The sequence below is a fragment of the Pseudomonas sp. P1.31 genome, assembly GCF_001269815.1.
Taxonomy (GTDB): Bacteria; Pseudomonadota; Gammaproteobacteria; order Pseudomonadales; family Pseudomonadaceae; genus Aquipseudomonas; species Aquipseudomonas rustica.
This window is the reverse complement of sequence record NZ_LHVN01000010.1, coordinates 126,487-141,115: the sequence shown is the minus strand read 5'-3', so window position 1 is coordinate 141,115 and position 14,629 is coordinate 126,487. Positions and strand designations below refer to the sequence as shown.

General features: G+C 58.2%; 13 protein-coding genes. 6 read left to right on the top strand and 7 right to left on the bottom strand.

The features are described 5' to 3' along the window. Positions 1 to 833 precede the first annotated feature (833 nt). From AD669_RS07875 to AD669_RS07865, 3 genes are all read right to left on the bottom strand, one after another. The gene (locus AD669_RS07875) at positions 834 to 2,492 is read right to left on the bottom strand and encodes a cation acetate symporter (RefSeq protein ID WP_053118483.1); all 1,659 of its coding nucleotides are present in this window, start codon (positions 2,490 to 2,492) and stop codon (positions 834 to 836) included. After that, a complete protein-coding gene (locus AD669_RS07870; RefSeq protein ID WP_016987516.1) occupies positions 2,489 to 2,800 on the bottom strand; it encodes a DUF485 domain-containing protein in 312 nt (103 codons plus the stop codon). Before AD669_RS07870 ends, AD669_RS07875 begins: the two co-directional genes overlap by 4 nt. 242 nt (positions 2,801 to 3,042) lie before the next feature. Further along, a complete protein-coding gene (locus AD669_RS07865) occupies positions 3,043 to 3,894 on the bottom strand; it encodes a glycine betaine ABC transporter substrate-binding protein (protein ID WP_053118481.1) in 852 nt (283 codons plus the stop codon). Between the two features lie 286 nt (positions 3,895 to 4,180). On the opposite strand from AD669_RS07865, the gene AD669_RS07855 reads away from it, so the two are divergent. Then, a complete protein-coding gene (locus tag AD669_RS07855) occupies positions 4,181 to 5,776 on the top strand; it encodes a glycosyl hydrolase family 17 protein (RefSeq protein ID WP_053118479.1) in 1,596 nt (531 codons plus the stop codon). Positions 5,777 to 5,875: 99 nt separating this feature from the next. On the opposite strand, the gene AD669_RS07850 is transcribed toward AD669_RS07855, so the two are convergent. After that, on the bottom strand, positions 5,876 to 6,244 hold the full coding sequence (locus AD669_RS07850; RefSeq protein WP_053118477.1) for a hypothetical protein: 369 nt from the start codon (positions 6,242 to 6,244) through the stop codon (positions 5,876 to 5,878). A gap of 224 nt (positions 6,245 to 6,468) precedes the next feature. Here AD669_RS07850 and AD669_RS07845 point away from each other — a divergent pair, with 224 nt between their 5' ends. Beyond that, on the top strand, positions 6,469 to 7,767 hold the full coding sequence (locus tag AD669_RS07845) for a serine/threonine protein kinase (protein ID WP_053118475.1): 1,299 nt from the start codon (positions 6,469 to 6,471) through the stop codon (positions 7,765 to 7,767). Then, positions 7,760 to 8,548, top strand: coding sequence for a VacJ family lipoprotein (locus AD669_RS07840; RefSeq protein ID WP_053118473.1), 789 nt, complete (start codon positions 7,760 to 7,762; stop codon positions 8,546 to 8,548). Before AD669_RS07845 ends, AD669_RS07840 begins: the two co-directional genes overlap by 8 nt. 136 nt (positions 8,549 to 8,684) lie before the next feature. Here the strand turns inward: AD669_RS07840 and AD669_RS07835 are convergent, their stop codons facing one another. Further along, the gene (locus AD669_RS07835; protein ID WP_053118471.1) at positions 8,685 to 9,599 is read right to left on the bottom strand and encodes a DUF808 domain-containing protein; all 915 of its coding nucleotides are present in this window, start codon (positions 9,597 to 9,599) and stop codon (positions 8,685 to 8,687) included. 135 nt (positions 9,600 to 9,734) lie between these two features. Between AD669_RS07835 and AD669_RS07830 the strand changes: the two genes are divergently transcribed. After that, the gene (locus tag AD669_RS07830) at positions 9,735 to 10,343 is read left to right on the top strand and encodes a TetR/AcrR family transcriptional regulator (protein ID WP_053118469.1); all 609 of its coding nucleotides are present in this window, start codon (positions 9,735 to 9,737) and stop codon (positions 10,341 to 10,343) included. A gap of 102 nt (positions 10,344 to 10,445) precedes the next feature. Here AD669_RS07830 and AD669_RS07825 read toward each other — a convergent pair whose 3' ends face one another. Together AD669_RS07825 and AD669_RS07820 are read right to left on the bottom strand one after the other, a co-directional pair. Next, positions 10,446 to 10,910: a transposase gene (locus tag AD669_RS07825; protein ID WP_053118466.1), complete on the bottom strand. Its 465-nt coding sequence runs from the start codon at positions 10,908 to 10,910 to the stop codon at positions 10,446 to 10,448. Between the two features lie 208 nt (positions 10,911 to 11,118). Further along, entirely contained in the window at positions 11,119 to 11,559 is a 441-nt protein-coding gene (locus AD669_RS07820; protein ID WP_053118462.1) for a heme-binding protein, read from the bottom strand. 268 nt (positions 11,560 to 11,827) lie between these two features. On the opposite strand from AD669_RS07820, the gene gcl reads away from it, so the two are divergent. Both gcl and hyi read left to right on the top strand, forming a co-directional pair. Then, complete coding sequence (gcl, locus tag AD669_RS07815; RefSeq protein ID WP_053118459.1) at positions 11,828 to 13,603, top strand: glyoxylate carboligase; 1,776 nt, start codon at positions 11,828 to 11,830, stop codon at positions 13,601 to 13,603. Between the two features lie 138 nt (positions 13,604 to 13,741). Beyond that, on the top strand, positions 13,742 to 14,524 hold the full coding sequence (gene hyi / locus AD669_RS07810; RefSeq protein ID WP_008083506.1) for a hydroxypyruvate isomerase: 783 nt from the start codon (positions 13,742 to 13,744) through the stop codon (positions 14,522 to 14,524). Positions 14,525 to 14,629: the final 105 nt, after the last annotated feature.

Sequence of the window (14,629 nt, the reverse complement as noted above, 5' to 3'; positions counted from 1 at the left end):
TACCGGGAACGGCCTCTATTTATATAGGGGCCGTTTTTGTTTGTAGCCGGTTTTTTTTGGATTGGGATTGGGGGCATATCCGTTTTTTTGGTGTTGCGGCTGGCGGTTTCGCTCTTACAGCGACTCACTTTTCCAGACGCCGAAAAGTAAGCAAAAGGCTTTGCCCCTGGCGTACGGCACTTCGCTGAGGCTCAGTGTTCCCTCGCTACGGTGTCCATCCGGGGGCATCGCCTACGGTTTGCTTCGCTGCACCTCCTCTCGATGTGTTCGACTTCGTCGAACGGCGCTGCGCGCCTACCCCCTGATGAACACCTCCGCTCGGCCTGCCGATGGGGCAAAAGATCAAAAGCCAAAGCCAAAGCCAAAGCCAAAGCCAAAGCAGATCAAAAGATCGCAGCCTTCGGCAGCTCCTACACAGGATGAGCGTTAGCTCGGCTGCAGCTTTTGAGCTTGATCCACGGGCGACGTCGGAAGGCTGAGTGGAGGGATTGATCCGGGGGTGGGAGCGCAGCGACCGTTTGGCGCAGCCAAACACAGCGAGAGGAGGTGCAGCGAAGCAAACCGTAGGCGCTGCGCCCGGATCGATCCCGCAACGAAGGAACCCCGAGCCCCAGCGAGCGGGCCGCACGTAGGAGCAAGCGTTTTTTGCTTACTTTTTTAGGCGCTTGTAAAAAAGTGAGTCGCCGTAAGGGCGAAACCCTAAGCCGCCGTTACCGCAGCAACGGATATTCACCCAATCAAAAAAACACCCCAAAGTCCGATAACCGCCCACAAAAAATGCCCCGATCTCTCAACCGGGGCATTCAGCACAACATTACAAAACCATCAAACCATCAGTGAGAAACCGCCCCACTCGCCCCCAACCCAGTCTGCGAACGCACAAACTGCGGGAAGAACAGCGCTCGTTCTTTGTCCGCCGCCGCCGACTTATCAGTAATCGAGAAGAACCAAATACCCACAAAGGCAATGATCATCGAGAACAGCGCCGGATACTCGTAAGGGAAGATCGCCTTCTCATGATGCAGAATCTGCACCCAGATGGTTGGGCCAAGGATCATCAGGCCAACAGCACTGATTAACCCCAACCAGCCGCCAATCATCGCACCGCGTGTGGTCAGCTTCTTCCAGTACATCGAAAGCAACAGCACCGGGAAGTTACAGCTCGCCGCGATCGAGAACGCCAGGCCCACCATGAACGCAATGTTCTGGCTTTCGAACAAAATACCCAGGCCAATCGCCAATACCGCCAAAGCAATGGTGGTGATCTTCGACACACGAATCTCGTCCTTCTCGTTCGCCTTGCCCTTCTTGATCACACTGGCGTACAGGTCGTGAGACACCGCCGAAGCACCGGCCAGGGTCAGACCCGCCACAACCGCCAGAATGGTCGCAAACGCTACCGCCGAGATAAAGCCGAGGAAGATGCTGCCGCCGACCGCGTTGGCCAAGTGCACCGCCGCCATGTTGTTGCCGCCCAACAGCGCGCCAGCAGCATCTTTGAAGGCCGGGTTGGTGCTGACCAGCAGGATCGCGCCGAAGCCGATGATGAAGGTCAGGATGTAGAAGTAGCCGATGAAGCCAGTCGCATACAACACGCTCTTACGTGCTTCTTTTGCGTCACTCACGGTGAAGAAGCGCATCAGAATGTGTGGCAGGCCAGCGGTACCGAACATCAGCGCCAGACCCAGGGAGAAGGCCGAAATCGGATCCTTGACCAGACCGCCCGGGCTCATGATCGCTTCGCCTTTGGCGTGAACCTTGATCGCCTCGGAGAACAGCGTGTTGAAGTCGAAGCCGACATGCTTCATGACCATCAGCGCCATGAACGAGGCACCGGACAGCAGCAGCACAGCCTTGATGATCTGCACCCAAGTGGTCGCCAGCATGCCGCCAAACAGCACGTACATGCACATCAGCACGCCGACCAGAATCACCGCAACGTGGTAATCGAGGCCGAACAACAGCTGGATCAGCTTGCCCGCACCGACCATTTGCGCGATCAGGTAGAACGCCACCACCACCAGCGAACCGCAGGCAGACAGGGTGCGAATCTGGGTTTGCCCGAGGCGGTAGGACGCCACGTCGGCAAAGGTGTATTTACCCAGGTTACGCAGACGCTCGGCGATCAGGAACAGAATGATCGGCCAGCCCACCAGGAAGCCGATCGAGTAGATCAGGCCGTCGTAGCCGGAGGTGAACACCAGCGCGGAAATCCCCAGGAAGGACGCCGCCGACATGTAGTCACCGGCAATCGCCAGACCATTCTGGAACCCGGTGATCTTGCCGCCCGCCGCATAGTAGTCGGCGGCCGAGTTGTTTTTCTTCGAGGCCCAGTAGGTGATGTACAGCGTGGCACCGACGAACGCCACGAACATCAGGATCGCAGGAATATTCAGCGGCTGTTTGGCCACTTCACCCGTCAGCGCATCCGCCGCCCAGGCACCCGGTGCAAATGCTGCAACACTTAATAAAGCCAGTAGACGCCGGATCATTGCTGAGCCTCCTTGAGAATCGCATTGTTCAGGTCGTCAAACTCGCCATTGGCGCGGCGCACGTAGATACCGGTCAGGATGAAGGCAGACAGAATCAGGCCGACACCGATCGGGATACCCCAGGTAATGGATGATTCAGGACTGATCTTCGCGCCCAGAATATGCGGCCCGTAAGCAATCAGAAGGATGAATGCGGAGTAAAGCCCTAGCATGATTGCCGAGAGAATCCAGGCGAATCGTTCCCTTTTCTGTACCAGCTCCTTGAATCGGGGACTGTTTTGAATCGAGAGGTAAATGCTGTCGTTCATTGTTTTTATCCTCGCAGCACAAATTATTGTTGGAACATAGCTAATGTATGCGGCTGCGGGAGCGGGAACAGACGACCTTAGTAGTAGAACACCATGACACTTTTGCCAATTTCCGGTACCGCACAAAACAACTGTAGGAGTGAGCCTGCTCGCGATGGCGTTATATCAGTCGATATTTTCATCAACTGACAGGACGCTATCGCGAGCAGGCTCACTCCTACAGGGGTACAGGGGTGTTGCGGTTATTTGGTCCAGTCAGCCACGCGATCCGGGTGTTTGGCCACCCAATCTTTCGCTGCGGCTTCAGGCTTGGCGCCGTCTTGAATCGCCAGCATCACTTCGCCGATTTCGTCTTTCGAAGCCCACTGGAAGTTCTTCAGGAACTTGGCCACTTCCGGTGCCTTGGCTTCCAGCCCTTTGCTGCCGATGCTGTTCACGGTTTCAGCCGCGCCGTACACGCCTTTCGGGTCGTCGAGGAAGCGCAGTTTCCACTTGGCGAACATCCAGTGCGGCACCCAACCGGTGACGGCGATGGATTCGTTTTTCTTCTCGGCACGGGTCAGCTCGGCAATCATGCCGGCGCCGGAACTGGCTTTAAGGCTGTATTTGTCGAGGCCGTAATCCTTGATCGCTTGATCGGTCTTGAGCATCACGCCTGAACCGGCGTCGATGCCGACGATGCGGTTTTTGAAGGTGTCGTCGGTTTTCAGGTCTTCGATCGATTTGGCTTTGACGTACTCCGGCACGATCAGGCCGATTTTTGCATCCTTGAAGTTCGGGCCGTAATCGACGACCAGATCCTTGTTTTTCGTCCAGTATTCGCCGTGCGTTACTGGCAGCCAGGCCGAGAGCATGGCGTCGAGTTTGCCGGTGGCAACGCCCTGCCACATGATCCCGGTGGCGACGGCTTGCAGTTTCACGTCGTAGCCGAGTTTCTGTTTGATCACTTCGGCGGCTACGTGGGTGGTCGCCACGCTGTCGGACCAGCCGTCAACGTAACCGATGTTCAGGGTCTGCTTTTCTGCACTGGCGAAAGTGGAGCTCATCGCAAGCACCAGAGCAGCACTTGCGCCTAAAAGTCGTCGCATCTTCATCGTTACTTCCCCGAAATGCTGCGCCCGACGGATGACGGGCGGCGTCAACGTATTGTTATGGTGCACAGCGCCCCCATCACGCCCGACCGCAAACTCGCTGGAACATCAGTGGAGTGCTGATGCTTTGATCATCAACCTCACGCCCCTCGCGACCTGCTCTGTCAGCGACCTCAAGACAATAAGAAACGACATCAGAAGGCCATTAACTGCCTTCGAATAATTGGCGCCAGACAATCCGCCCGAACTTTGCATGTCAAAATCGTGCGGGCCACCAACCCCTCTATAAATGCAGGTAACATGCGTCGCTTTGCAGCCACTCGGCCCGACCATGTCCGCGACGTCCCGCTTCCCCTTCCCTGCTTATTTATTCGCCTGCCTGCTTGGGCTGTTTGCGCTCGGTGGCTTCTGGTATGGCCTCGGCCAACCGGTGATTCTGCCGGACGCCGCAACGCCAACGCACAAGCTGCAATGCGCGTCCTATACGCCGTTCGATAAGGATCAGTCGCCGTTCGACGTGCCGTTCAAATTGCGCCCGGAGCGCATGGATGCTGACCTCGCGCTGCTGGCGACACGTTTTGAATGCATTCGCACTTACTCGATGACGGGCCTCGAAGCGTTGCCGGATCTGGCGCGCAAACACGGTCTGAAATTGATGATCGGCGCGTGGGTCAACAGCAACCCGGTCGACACTGAAAAAGAAGTCGACCTGCTGATCAAATCGGCCAACGCCAACCCGGATGTGGTCAGCGCGGTGATCGTCGGCAACGAAGCGCTGCTGCGCAAAGAAGTCACCGGCGCGCAACTGGCCCGACTGATCAACAAGGTCAAAAGCCAGGTCAAGCAACCGGTCACGTACGCCGATGTCTGGGAGTTCTGGCTCAAGCACCCGGAAGTCGCGCCGGCGGTGGATTTCCTGACCATTCATTTGCTGCCGTACTGGGAAGATGATCCGTCGAACATCGATGCAGCCCTGCAACACGTGGCGGATGTGCGCCGCGTGTTCGGCAACAAGTTCGCGCCGAAGGACGTGATGATTGGCGAAACCGGTTGGCCGAGCGAAGGCCGTCAGCGCGAGACCGCCCTGCCGAGCCGGGTCAACGAGGCCAAATTCATTCGTGGTTTTGTCGCGATGGCCGAAAAAGAAGGCTGGCATTACAACCTGATCGAAGCGTTTGACCAGCCGTGGAAACGTGGCAGTGAAGGCGCTGTCGGCGGGTATTGGGGTCTGTTTGATGCGGATCGTCAGGACAAAGGCGTGCTCGCCGGGCCGGTGACCAATGTGCCGTACTGGAAAGAATGGCTGGCGGTCGGTGGTTTGATTTTCCTCGGCACTTTGCTGCTGGGCGGACGCGTTCGCAGTACGCGCGCTGCACTGGTGTTGCCACTGCTGGGCGCCCTCGCCGCGTGTTCGATTGGCGCATGGGGCGATCTGGCGCGCGTGACCACGCGGTTTACCAGTGAATGGCTGTGGGTCGCTTTGCTGACAGCGCTGAATCTACTGGTGCTGGCGCATGCGGCGCTGACGCTGAGTGCGCGAACGGGATGGCGTGAACGCGCATTCAATCTGCTGGAGCGTCGCGCGGGCTGGCTGGTCGCGGCGGCAGGGTTTGCCGCAGCGGTGATGATGCTGGAGATGGTCTTCGACGCGCGTTATCGCAGCTTTGCGAGCATGGCGTTTGTGCTGCCGGCGCTGGTTTACCTGAGCCGCCCGGTGAGCGTGCCGCGTCGGGAGATTGCCTTGCTGGCGTTTATCGTCGGCGCGGGGATTGCGCCGCAGTTGTATGTGGAAGGTTTGCAGAATCAGCAGGCGTGGGGCTGGGCGTTGGTGAGCGGGTTGATGGTAGCGGCTCTTTGGCGCTGCCTACGGGTTCGCAAGACCTAAGCTTCATCGGCTGAAATGCCCCAATCGCGAGCAGGCTCACTCCTACAGTTTGGAATGCGTTCCCATTGTAGGAGTGAGCCTGCTCGCGATAGCTGACTATCAGGCGCTGCGGGACTCGCGAACAAGGCGCAACCCGGCAATCACCGCCGCAAACACCGCCAAAGTGGTGTTGTACAACGCCAGCGCCGGCAAACCGGCCACCAGCGCCAACACCGCCAGCCACCACCCTGCCCGCCCGGGCACGACAAAACCGATCAGCGCCGCACCCAGTGCCGTCCAGCCCAGCACCTTGAAATGAATCATCAGGCCAAGGTTCGAGCGCACCTGGCATTCCCAACGGCTGGCCTCATCCACACAGATGCCCACCCATTTGCCGTCTTCCATAAAGCCATAACGCGCGCCATAGCTGGCGGCCAGCCATAACGGCAACAAAACAAGCAGCAAAATCCAGGGCAAGCGGCGGGACATGAAGCACTCCAATCTTCGGAAATCGGCGGCCAGCTTAATCTGCCTTCAATACTTCGCAAGCGATAACAACTGTTAACTGTTCATCAAGGGCGTGCAAAGTGTATCGTCCAGCTACTATTACTCCGAATTCTGCCTGTTTGGTGCCGCTGCATGGCACTTTGGCGCAAACCCGGTGGTCATAGCCTGCGAACTTCATTCGGCACCTTCCTCTAAGGGATCTAGTCATGCTCCGTTCCTTGCGCTTCGCCGCGCTGTTCAGCGGCCTTATTTTGAGTGCGTCCGCACTGGCGGTGGATATCGACCCCGCCAGCTATGGCTACCCCCTCACCAACCCGTTTGAGGCGACTATCGCCACCACCCCGCCGGATTTGCGTCCGGAGCTGCCGCTGGATGACGACATCGATCAGTCCGATCGCAGCCTCACATTGCGCCCGGAGCGTGAATTCATTCTGCCGGACAACTTCTGGGCGGTGAAAAAGCTCACCTACCGAATCGCCACCCAGGACAAACCGGCCCCGCTGATCTTCCTGATCGCCGGCACCGGCGCGCGCTATGACAGCACGCTCAACGAATATCTGAAAAAGCTCTACTACAAGGCCGGCTACCACGTCGTGCAGTTGTCGTCGCCAACCAGTTTCGACTTCATCAGCGCCGCCTCGCGTTTCGCCACCCCCGGCATTACCAAGGACGATGCTGAAGACATGTACCGGGTCATGCAGGCCGTGCGGGCGCAGAACCCGAAACTGCCGGTGACCGAGTATTACCTGACCGGTTACAGCCTCGGCGCATTGGACGCAGCCTTCGTCGCGCACCTGGACGAAACCCGCCGCAGCTTCAACTTCAAGAAAGTCCTGCTGCTCAACCCGCCGGTCAACCTCTACACCTCGATCAGCAACCTCGACAAGCTGGTACAGACCGAAGTGAAAGGCATCAACAACAGCACCACGTTCTATGAACTGGTGCTGAACAAGTTGACCCGCTACTTCCAGCAGAAAGGTTACATCGACCTCAACGATGCGCTGCTCTATGACTTCCAGCAGTCCAAGCAGCATTTGACCAACGAGCAGATGGCGATGTTGATCGGCACCTCGTTCCGCTTCTCGGCCGCCGACATCGCGTTCACCTCGGACTTGATCAATCGTCGTGGTCTGATCACCCCGCCGAAAACCGAGATCACCGAAGGCACCAGCCTCACGCCGTACCTCAAGCGTGCGCTGCAGTGCGACTTCGAATGCTATCTGACCGATCAAGTGATTCCGATGTGGCGCGCGCGTACTGACGGCGGCAGCCTGCTGCAACTGGTCGATCAGGCCAGCCTGTATGCGCTCAAGGATTACCTGCATGACAGCCCGAAAATCGCCGTGATGCACAACGCCGACGACGTGATCCTCGGCCCGGGGGACCTCGGTTTCCTGCGCAAGACCTTTGGCGACCGTCTGACCGTTTATCCATTGGGCGGCCATTGCGGCAACATTAACTACCGCGTCAACAGCGACGCCATGCTGGAGTTCTTCCGTGGCTAAATATCTCCTGCTGGCGACAGCGTTACTCTGTGCAGGCGTGGCTCAGGCCGACAACAGCAAAGCCAATGCACCGGTGGTGGTCGACAGTGACGGCTTCAAGGAGCCGCTGTCGAAACTGAAATTCAATCCGGGCCTGGATCAGCGCGAATTCGAGCGTTCGACGCTCAACGCGCTGAACGTCTACGACCCGCTGGAATCGTGGAACCGCCGCGTTTACCACTTCAACTACCGCTTCGACGAATGGGTGTTCCTGCCGGTGGTCGACGGTTATCGCTACGTGACGCCGAGCTTCGTGCGCACCGGTGTGAGCAACTTCTTCAACAACCTGGGTGACGTGCCGAACCTGATCAACAGCTTGCTGCAGTTCAAGGGCCAGCGTTCGATGGAAACCACCGCGCGCCTGCTGTTCAACACCACGATCGGCATCGGCGGTCTGTGGGATCCGGCGACCGCCATGGGCCTGCCGCGCCAGAGCGAAGACTTCGGTCAGACCCTCGGTTTCTACGGCGTACCGGGCGGTGCCTATTTCGTGCTGCCAATCCTCGGCCCGTCGAACATCCGCGACACCGCCGGCCTCGCCGTGGACTATACCGCCGAATCGGCGATCAACTTCCTCAACGTTTCGGAAGTCAGCTCCGACCACCCGGAAGTCTGGGCCCTGCGCGCGGTCGACAAGCGCTACCAGACCAGCTTCCGTTACGGCCAGATGAACTCGCCGTTCGAGTACGAGAAAGTGCGTTACGTGTACACCGAAGCACGCAAGCTGCAGATCGCCGAATAGTTTTCGGCGGGTACAAAAAAGGGCTATTCGATGCGAGTCGAATGACCCTTTTTTTAGATCAAAGGATCGCAGCCTGCGGCAGCTCCTACATGGGCATCGCGTACACCCTGTAGGAGCTGCCGAAGGCTGCGATCTTTCAGCCTTTAACAGATTTCCAGATTTTGCCGACGACCGAAACCACCGCCAACACCACTGCCCCGGCAATAATCCCCGCCACGCCATTCAGCAACATCGGCACCGCAAACCCGGCCCCACCGGCCGCCGCGCCCACACCTTCAATCCAGTGATGCACCACCGGCACGCCGTGAGTAAGGATGCCGCCGCCAACCAAAAACATCGCCGCCGTACCGACCACCGACAAGGTTTTCATCATGTACGGCGCCGCGCTCAGAATGCCGCTGCCGATCTTTTTGGCTGCCTGCCCAGGCTTCTGCGTCAGCCACAAACCGAGGTCGTCGAGTTTGACGATGCCCGCCACCAACCCGTAAACGCCAACAGTCATGACGATAGCGATGCCCGACATCACGACCACTTGCTGAGTCAGCGACGCATCCGCCACGGTGCCGAGGGTGATCGCGATGATTTCTGCCGAGAGGATGAAATCCGTGCGAATCGCACCCTTGATCTTGTCCTTCTCGTACGCCACCAGATCGGTCGCAGGATCAGCCACTGCTTCCTTCAGTTGCGCATGCTCGGTGTCGTCTTCAGCCTTGCTGTGCAGAAATTTGTGCGCAAGTTTCTCGAAACCCTCGAAGCACAGGTACGCGCCGCCGACCATCAACAGCGGCGTCACCAGCCACGGCACGAACGCACTGATCGCCAGCGCCGACGGCACCAGGATCAGTTTGTTGACGAACGAACCCTTCGCTACCGCCCAGACCACGGGAATCTCGCGCTCGGCACGCACACCGGAGACCTGCTGGGCATTCAGCGCCAGATCATCGCCGAGCACGCCCGCGGTCTTCTTGGCGGCCATCTTGGTCATCAAGGCAACGTCGTCCAGAACGGTGGCGATGTCATCGATCAGCACCAGCAAACTGCTTCCTGCCATGAATCCTGTTTCCTTTTATGTATGAATGTTGCGAAGCATAACGCGACCATAGACCACGCGGTGCATTCTTGAGCGCTGCGCGAGGCCGGTGCTACCATGCGCAACCGCCAGAACAGGCAAGGAACCACCGGGTTTATGAGCACAATCCGCGAGCGCAACAAAGAACTGATCCTGCGTGCCGCCAGTGAGGAGTTTGCCGACAAGGGCTTCGCTGCGACCAAAACCAGCGACATCGCCGCCAAGGCGGGATTGCCCAAGCCCAACGTCTACTACTACTTCAAGTCCAAGGAAAACCTTTACCGCGAGGTACTGGAAAGCATCATCGTGCCGATTTTGCAGGCCTCGACCCCGTTCAATCCGGACGGCGTACCGAGCGAAGTGCTGAGCGGCTACATCCGCTCGAAGATCCGCATCTCCCGCGATCTGCCGTTCGCCTCGAAAGTGTTCGCCAGCGAAATCATGCACGGCGCCCCACACCTGAGCGCCGACCTGGTCGAACAACTCAACGGCCAGGCCAAGCACAACATCGACTGCATCCAGAGCTGGATCGACCGCGGCCAGATCGCCCCGATCGACCCTAATCACCTGATGTTCAGCATCTGGGCCGCGACCCAGACTTACGCCGACTTCGACTGGCAGATTTCTGCGGTGACGGGGAAGGAGAAGCTGGATGAGGCGGATTACGAAGCGGCGGCGCAGACGATAATCCGGTTGGTGTTGAAGGGGTGTGAGCCGGATCAGTAAGACCGGTAACCGCTTCGCGAGCAAGCTCGCTCCCACAGGGATTTGTGAACGCCACAGATCCAATGTGGGAGCGAGCTTGCTCGCGAATGGAGCAACTCGGTTTTACAGCCCAACCCAAACCGCATCCCACAGCGGATAGTTGCCAAGCTTATCCACCAAGCCTGCCCGCAACGGGTTAGCCACCACATATCTCGCCATTTTCACCAAATCATCTTCCCGACGCAGTGCCCGATCATGAAAACCCTGCTGCCATAGACTGCCCGTTCTACCAGCCGCCAGATTTACTGCCCTAGCGCTCAACGATTTTGATCTTTGCATCAGCTCACTGAGCGAGCCTCGCTTCAAATCGATCAACCAATGAAAGTGATCGGGCATGACTACCCAGGCCAACGAGTCAGCCAAGCCCTGTTCTTGGGCATTTCGAAATTGATCAACAACCAACCTGCCCAACGCAAACTCTTTGAAGACACGCTCGCGATACAGAGTATTGGCAGTCAGTAGATAAACGCGATTGGGCTCGTCGTAACGACCAAGGCGCAAGCGATGTGAAGCTGACAGTTCCGGCATTCCTTTGCCTCTTTCAGAGATGACCTGAAAGAGTAGATAGGAGCACAGGGATAAGGAGGAAAGACTGTTGGCCAAATGTGTCTGTTGAATTGACTTCGCGAGCAAGCTCGCTCCCACAGGGGATTTGAGGGGTTCATACCTTTTGTGTCAGGACTCAAACCTGTGGGAGCGAGCTTGCTCGCGAAGTCGTTAGGTCAGACGCTAAAGATCAAGCAGCCACCCCCGCATCCGCCCGCAACTCCAGCGCCTCCACCGCTTTAATCGCCACTTGCTCATCGATATCCGACAGATCGCCGCTGATCCCGATCGCTCCCAGCACATTCCCCGCCTGATCACGAATCAACACACCGCCCGGTGCCGGCACGACGCTGCCCTGGCCCATGCTGTTGAGCGCGGCAATAAAGGCTGGGCGTTGTTGGGCGTCGAGGGCTAGCAGGCGCGAGCCTTTGCCGAGGGCGATGGCGCCCCAGGCTTTGCCGATGGCGATTTGTGGGCGCAGAAGGCTGGCGCCGTCTTCGCGTTGCAGGGTCACCAGGTGGCCGCCGGTGTCGAGTACTGCGATGGTCAGGGGGGCGGCGTTGATGCCGCGCCCTGCGTTGATGGCCTCGTTGACCAGTTTGACTGCGACTTTCAAGGTTAAAGCGCTCATGGTGCCGTCCTCATTTTGTTATAGGGAAAGTCGTGGGCCTGCGGTTTTGTGCCGCAGTCCGATGCAACAAATAGAACACAATGAATTATTTTTTTGTATACAATAATTCTCGAAAAGCGCCACATGCGACGAAAAGCCACAGTCATAAAGGCTTCCGACGAATGAAACAGGCGCTTGAGAAAATGGATTGACCTGCGCCGTCCGCCGTGAATACACTCTGCGCAAAGCCACTTGTATACAATTACAAAACGTAAAGAGGCACAAAACCATGAGCAAAATGAGAGCAATCGAAGCCGCCGTTCTGGTGATGCGCCGTGAAGGGGTTGATACCGCTTTTGGCATCCCGGGCGCTGCCATCAACCCGCTGTACTCCGCCTTGCAGAAAGTCGGTGGCATCGATCACGTCCTTGCTCGCCACGTCGAAGGCGCCTCGCACATGGCCGAGGGCTACACCCGCACTAAAGCCGGCAACATCGGCGTGTGCATCGGTACTTCCGGCCCTGCCGGTACCGACATGGTCACCGGGCTCTACAGCGCCTCGGCCGACTCGATTCCAATCCTCTGCATTACCGGCCAGGCACCCCGCGCCCGTATGCACAAGGAAGACTTCCAGGCTGTCGACATCACCAGCATCGTCAAGCCAGTCACCAAGTGGGCGACCACTGTTCTGGAACCAGGCCAAGTGCCTTACGCGTTCCAGAAAGCCTTCTTTGAAATGCGCTCCGGCCGTCCAGGCCCAGTGCTGATCGACCTGCCGTTCGACGTGCAGATGGCCGAAATCGAATTCGACATCGACGCTTACCAGCCGCTGCCATTGGCCAAACCGACCGCTACCCGCATTCAGGTCGAGAAGGCTTTGGCGCTGCTCGATCAGGCTGAGCGTCCACTGTTGGTAGCAGGCGGCGGCATCATCAACGCCGACGCCAGCGATCTGCTGGTTGAATTCGCTGAGCTGACCGGCATCCCGGTAATCCCGACGCTGATGGGCTGGGGCACCATCCCGGACGATCACCCGTTGATGGTCGGCATGGTCGGTCTGCAGACGTCGCACCGTTACGGCAACGCGACCATGCTGAAATCCGACGTGGTGTTGGGGATCGGTAACCGTTGGGCTAACCGCCACACCGGTTCGGTTGACGTTTACACCGAAGGCCGCAAGTTCATTCACGTCGACATCGAAGGCACGCAGATCGGTCGTGTGTTCACGCCGGATCTGGGCATCGTGTCCGACGCCGCTGCAGCGCTGACCGTGTTCATCGAAGTGGCGCGCGAATGGCAAGCCGCCGGCAAGCTGAAAAACCGCAGTGCCTGGCTGCAAGACTGTCAGCAGCGCAAAGCCAGCCTGCATCGCAAGACCCACTTCGACAACGTGCCGGTGAAACCACAGCGCGTTTACGAAGAAATGAACCAGGTGTTCGGCAAGGACACCTGCTACGTCAGCACCATTGGTCTGTCGCAGATTGCTGGCGCGCAGTTCCTGCACGTCTACAAGCCGCGTCACTGGATCAACTGTGGCCAGGCAGGCCCGTTGGGCTGGACCATTCCGGCAGCGCTGGGCGTGGTGAAGGCCGATCCGAACCGTAAAGTCGTGGCCCTGTCGGGGGACTATGACTTCCAGTTCATGATCGAAGAACTGGCGGTCGGCGCTCAGTTCAAACTGCCGTACATCCACGTCGTGGTGAACAATTCGTACCTGGGTCTGATCCGTCAGGCACAGCGCGGGTTCGAAATGGACTACTGCGTGCAGCTGTCCTTCGATAACCTGAACGCGCCGGAACTCAACGGTTACGGTGTTGACCACGTCGCAGTCGCTGAAGGCCTCGGCTGTAAAGCGCTGCGTGTGTTCGAACCATCGGAAATCGCCCCTGCCCTGCGCAAGGCCGAACAGATGATCGAAGAGTTCAAAGTGCCGGTGATCGTCGAGATCATTCTGGAGCGTGTGACCAACATCTCCATGGGTACCGAGATCAACGCCGTCAACGAATTCGAAGACCTGGCGCTGGTCGGCAACGATGCGCCAACGGCGATTTCGCTGCTCGATTAACTGCTGACCGCTGATCGTTCCCACGCTCTGCGTGGGAACGCAGCCCGGGACGCTCTGCGTCCCAAAGCGGACGCAGAGCGTCCATTGAGGCATTCCCACGCAGAGCGTGGGAACGAGAATCTAGAACGGGAGACCACCATGCCGCGTTTCGCAGCCAACCTGTCCATGCTGTTCACCGAACAGGATTTCCTTGCCCGTTTCGACGCCGCCGCCAAGGCTGGTTTCAGCGGTGTCGAGTACCTGTTCCCGTACGATTTCAGCTCTGCCGAAATCAAGGCCAAGCTCGACGCCAACGGTCTGACCCAAGTGCTGTTCAACCTGCCGGCCGGTGACTGGGCCAAGGGCGAGCGCGGTATCGCGTGTCTGCCTGATCGGGTTGAAGAGTTCCGCGCCGGTGTCGATCTGGCGATCGCTTACGCACAAGTGCTGGGCAACACCCAGATCAACTGCCTGGCCGGTATTCGTCCGCAAGGCGTTGATGACGTCACTGTGGAAAAAACCTTCGTTGCCAACCTGAAATACGCGGCTGACAAGCTGCAAGCGGCGGGCATCAAACTGGTGATGGAAGCGATCAACACCCGCGACATCCCGGGTTTCTACCTGAACAACACGGCGCAAGCCCTGTCGATTCGCGAACAGGTCGGCAGCGCCAATCTGTATCTGCAATACGACATCTATCACATGCAAATCATGGAAGGCGATCTGGCCCGCACCCTGCAATCGCATCTGGGCGAGATCAACCATGTGCAGCTCGCGGACAACCCGGGCCGCAACGAGCCGGGCACCGGTGAGATCAACTATCGGTTTCTGTTCGAACACCTCGACCGCATCGGTTATCAGGGTTGGGTTGGCTGTGAATACAAGCCGCTGACCACCACTGAAGCGGGCCTCGGCTGGCTGAAGTCGCACAACGCAATCTGACAAACACATGACCCTGTAGGAGCTGCCGAAGGCTGCGATCTTTTGATCTTGTTATTTTGAAGATCAAGATCAAAAGATCGCAGCCTTCGGCAGCTCCTACAGGGG

What these genes read in the sequence shown, in the direction of transcription:
- AD669_RS07875 (WP_053118483.1), bottom strand. Translation starts at nt 2,492, where the DNA reads ATGATCCGGCGTCTACTGGCTTTATTAAGTGTTGCAGCATTTGCACCG.
- AD669_RS07870 (WP_016987516.1), bottom strand. Translation starts at nt 2,800, where the DNA reads ATGAACGACAGCATTTACCTCTCGATTCAAAACAGTCCCCGATTCAAG.
- AD669_RS07865 (WP_053118481.1), bottom strand. Translation starts at nt 3,894, where the DNA reads ATGAAGATGCGACGACTTTTAGGCGCAAGTGCTGCTCTGGTGCTTGCG.
- AD669_RS07855 (WP_053118479.1), top strand. Translation starts at nt 4,181, where the DNA reads ATGCAGGTAACATGCGTCGCTTTGCAGCCACTCGGCCCGACCATGTCC.
- AD669_RS07850 (WP_053118477.1), bottom strand. Translation starts at nt 6,244, where the DNA reads ATGTCCCGCCGCTTGCCCTGGATTTTGCTGCTTGTTTTGTTGCCGTTA.
- AD669_RS07845 (WP_053118475.1), top strand. Translation starts at nt 6,469, where the DNA reads ATGCTCCGTTCCTTGCGCTTCGCCGCGCTGTTCAGCGGCCTTATTTTG.
- AD669_RS07835 (WP_053118471.1), bottom strand. Translation starts at nt 9,599, where the DNA reads ATGGCAGGAAGCAGTTTGCTGGTGCTGATCGATGACATCGCCACCGTT.
- AD669_RS07830 (WP_053118469.1), top strand. Translation starts at nt 9,735, where the DNA reads ATGAGCACAATCCGCGAGCGCAACAAAGAACTGATCCTGCGTGCCGCC.
- AD669_RS07825 (WP_053118466.1), bottom strand. Translation starts at nt 10,910, where the DNA reads ATGCCGGAACTGTCAGCTTCACATCGCTTGCGCCTTGGTCGTTACGAC.
- AD669_RS07820 (WP_053118462.1), bottom strand. Translation starts at nt 11,559, where the DNA reads ATGAGCGCTTTAACCTTGAAAGTCGCAGTCAAACTGGTCAACGAGGCC.
- gcl (WP_053118459.1), top strand. Translation starts at nt 11,828, where the DNA reads ATGAGCAAAATGAGAGCAATCGAAGCCGCCGTTCTGGTGATGCGCCGT.
- hyi (WP_008083506.1), top strand. Translation starts at nt 13,742, where the DNA reads ATGCCGCGTTTCGCAGCCAACCTGTCCATGCTGTTCACCGAACAGGAT.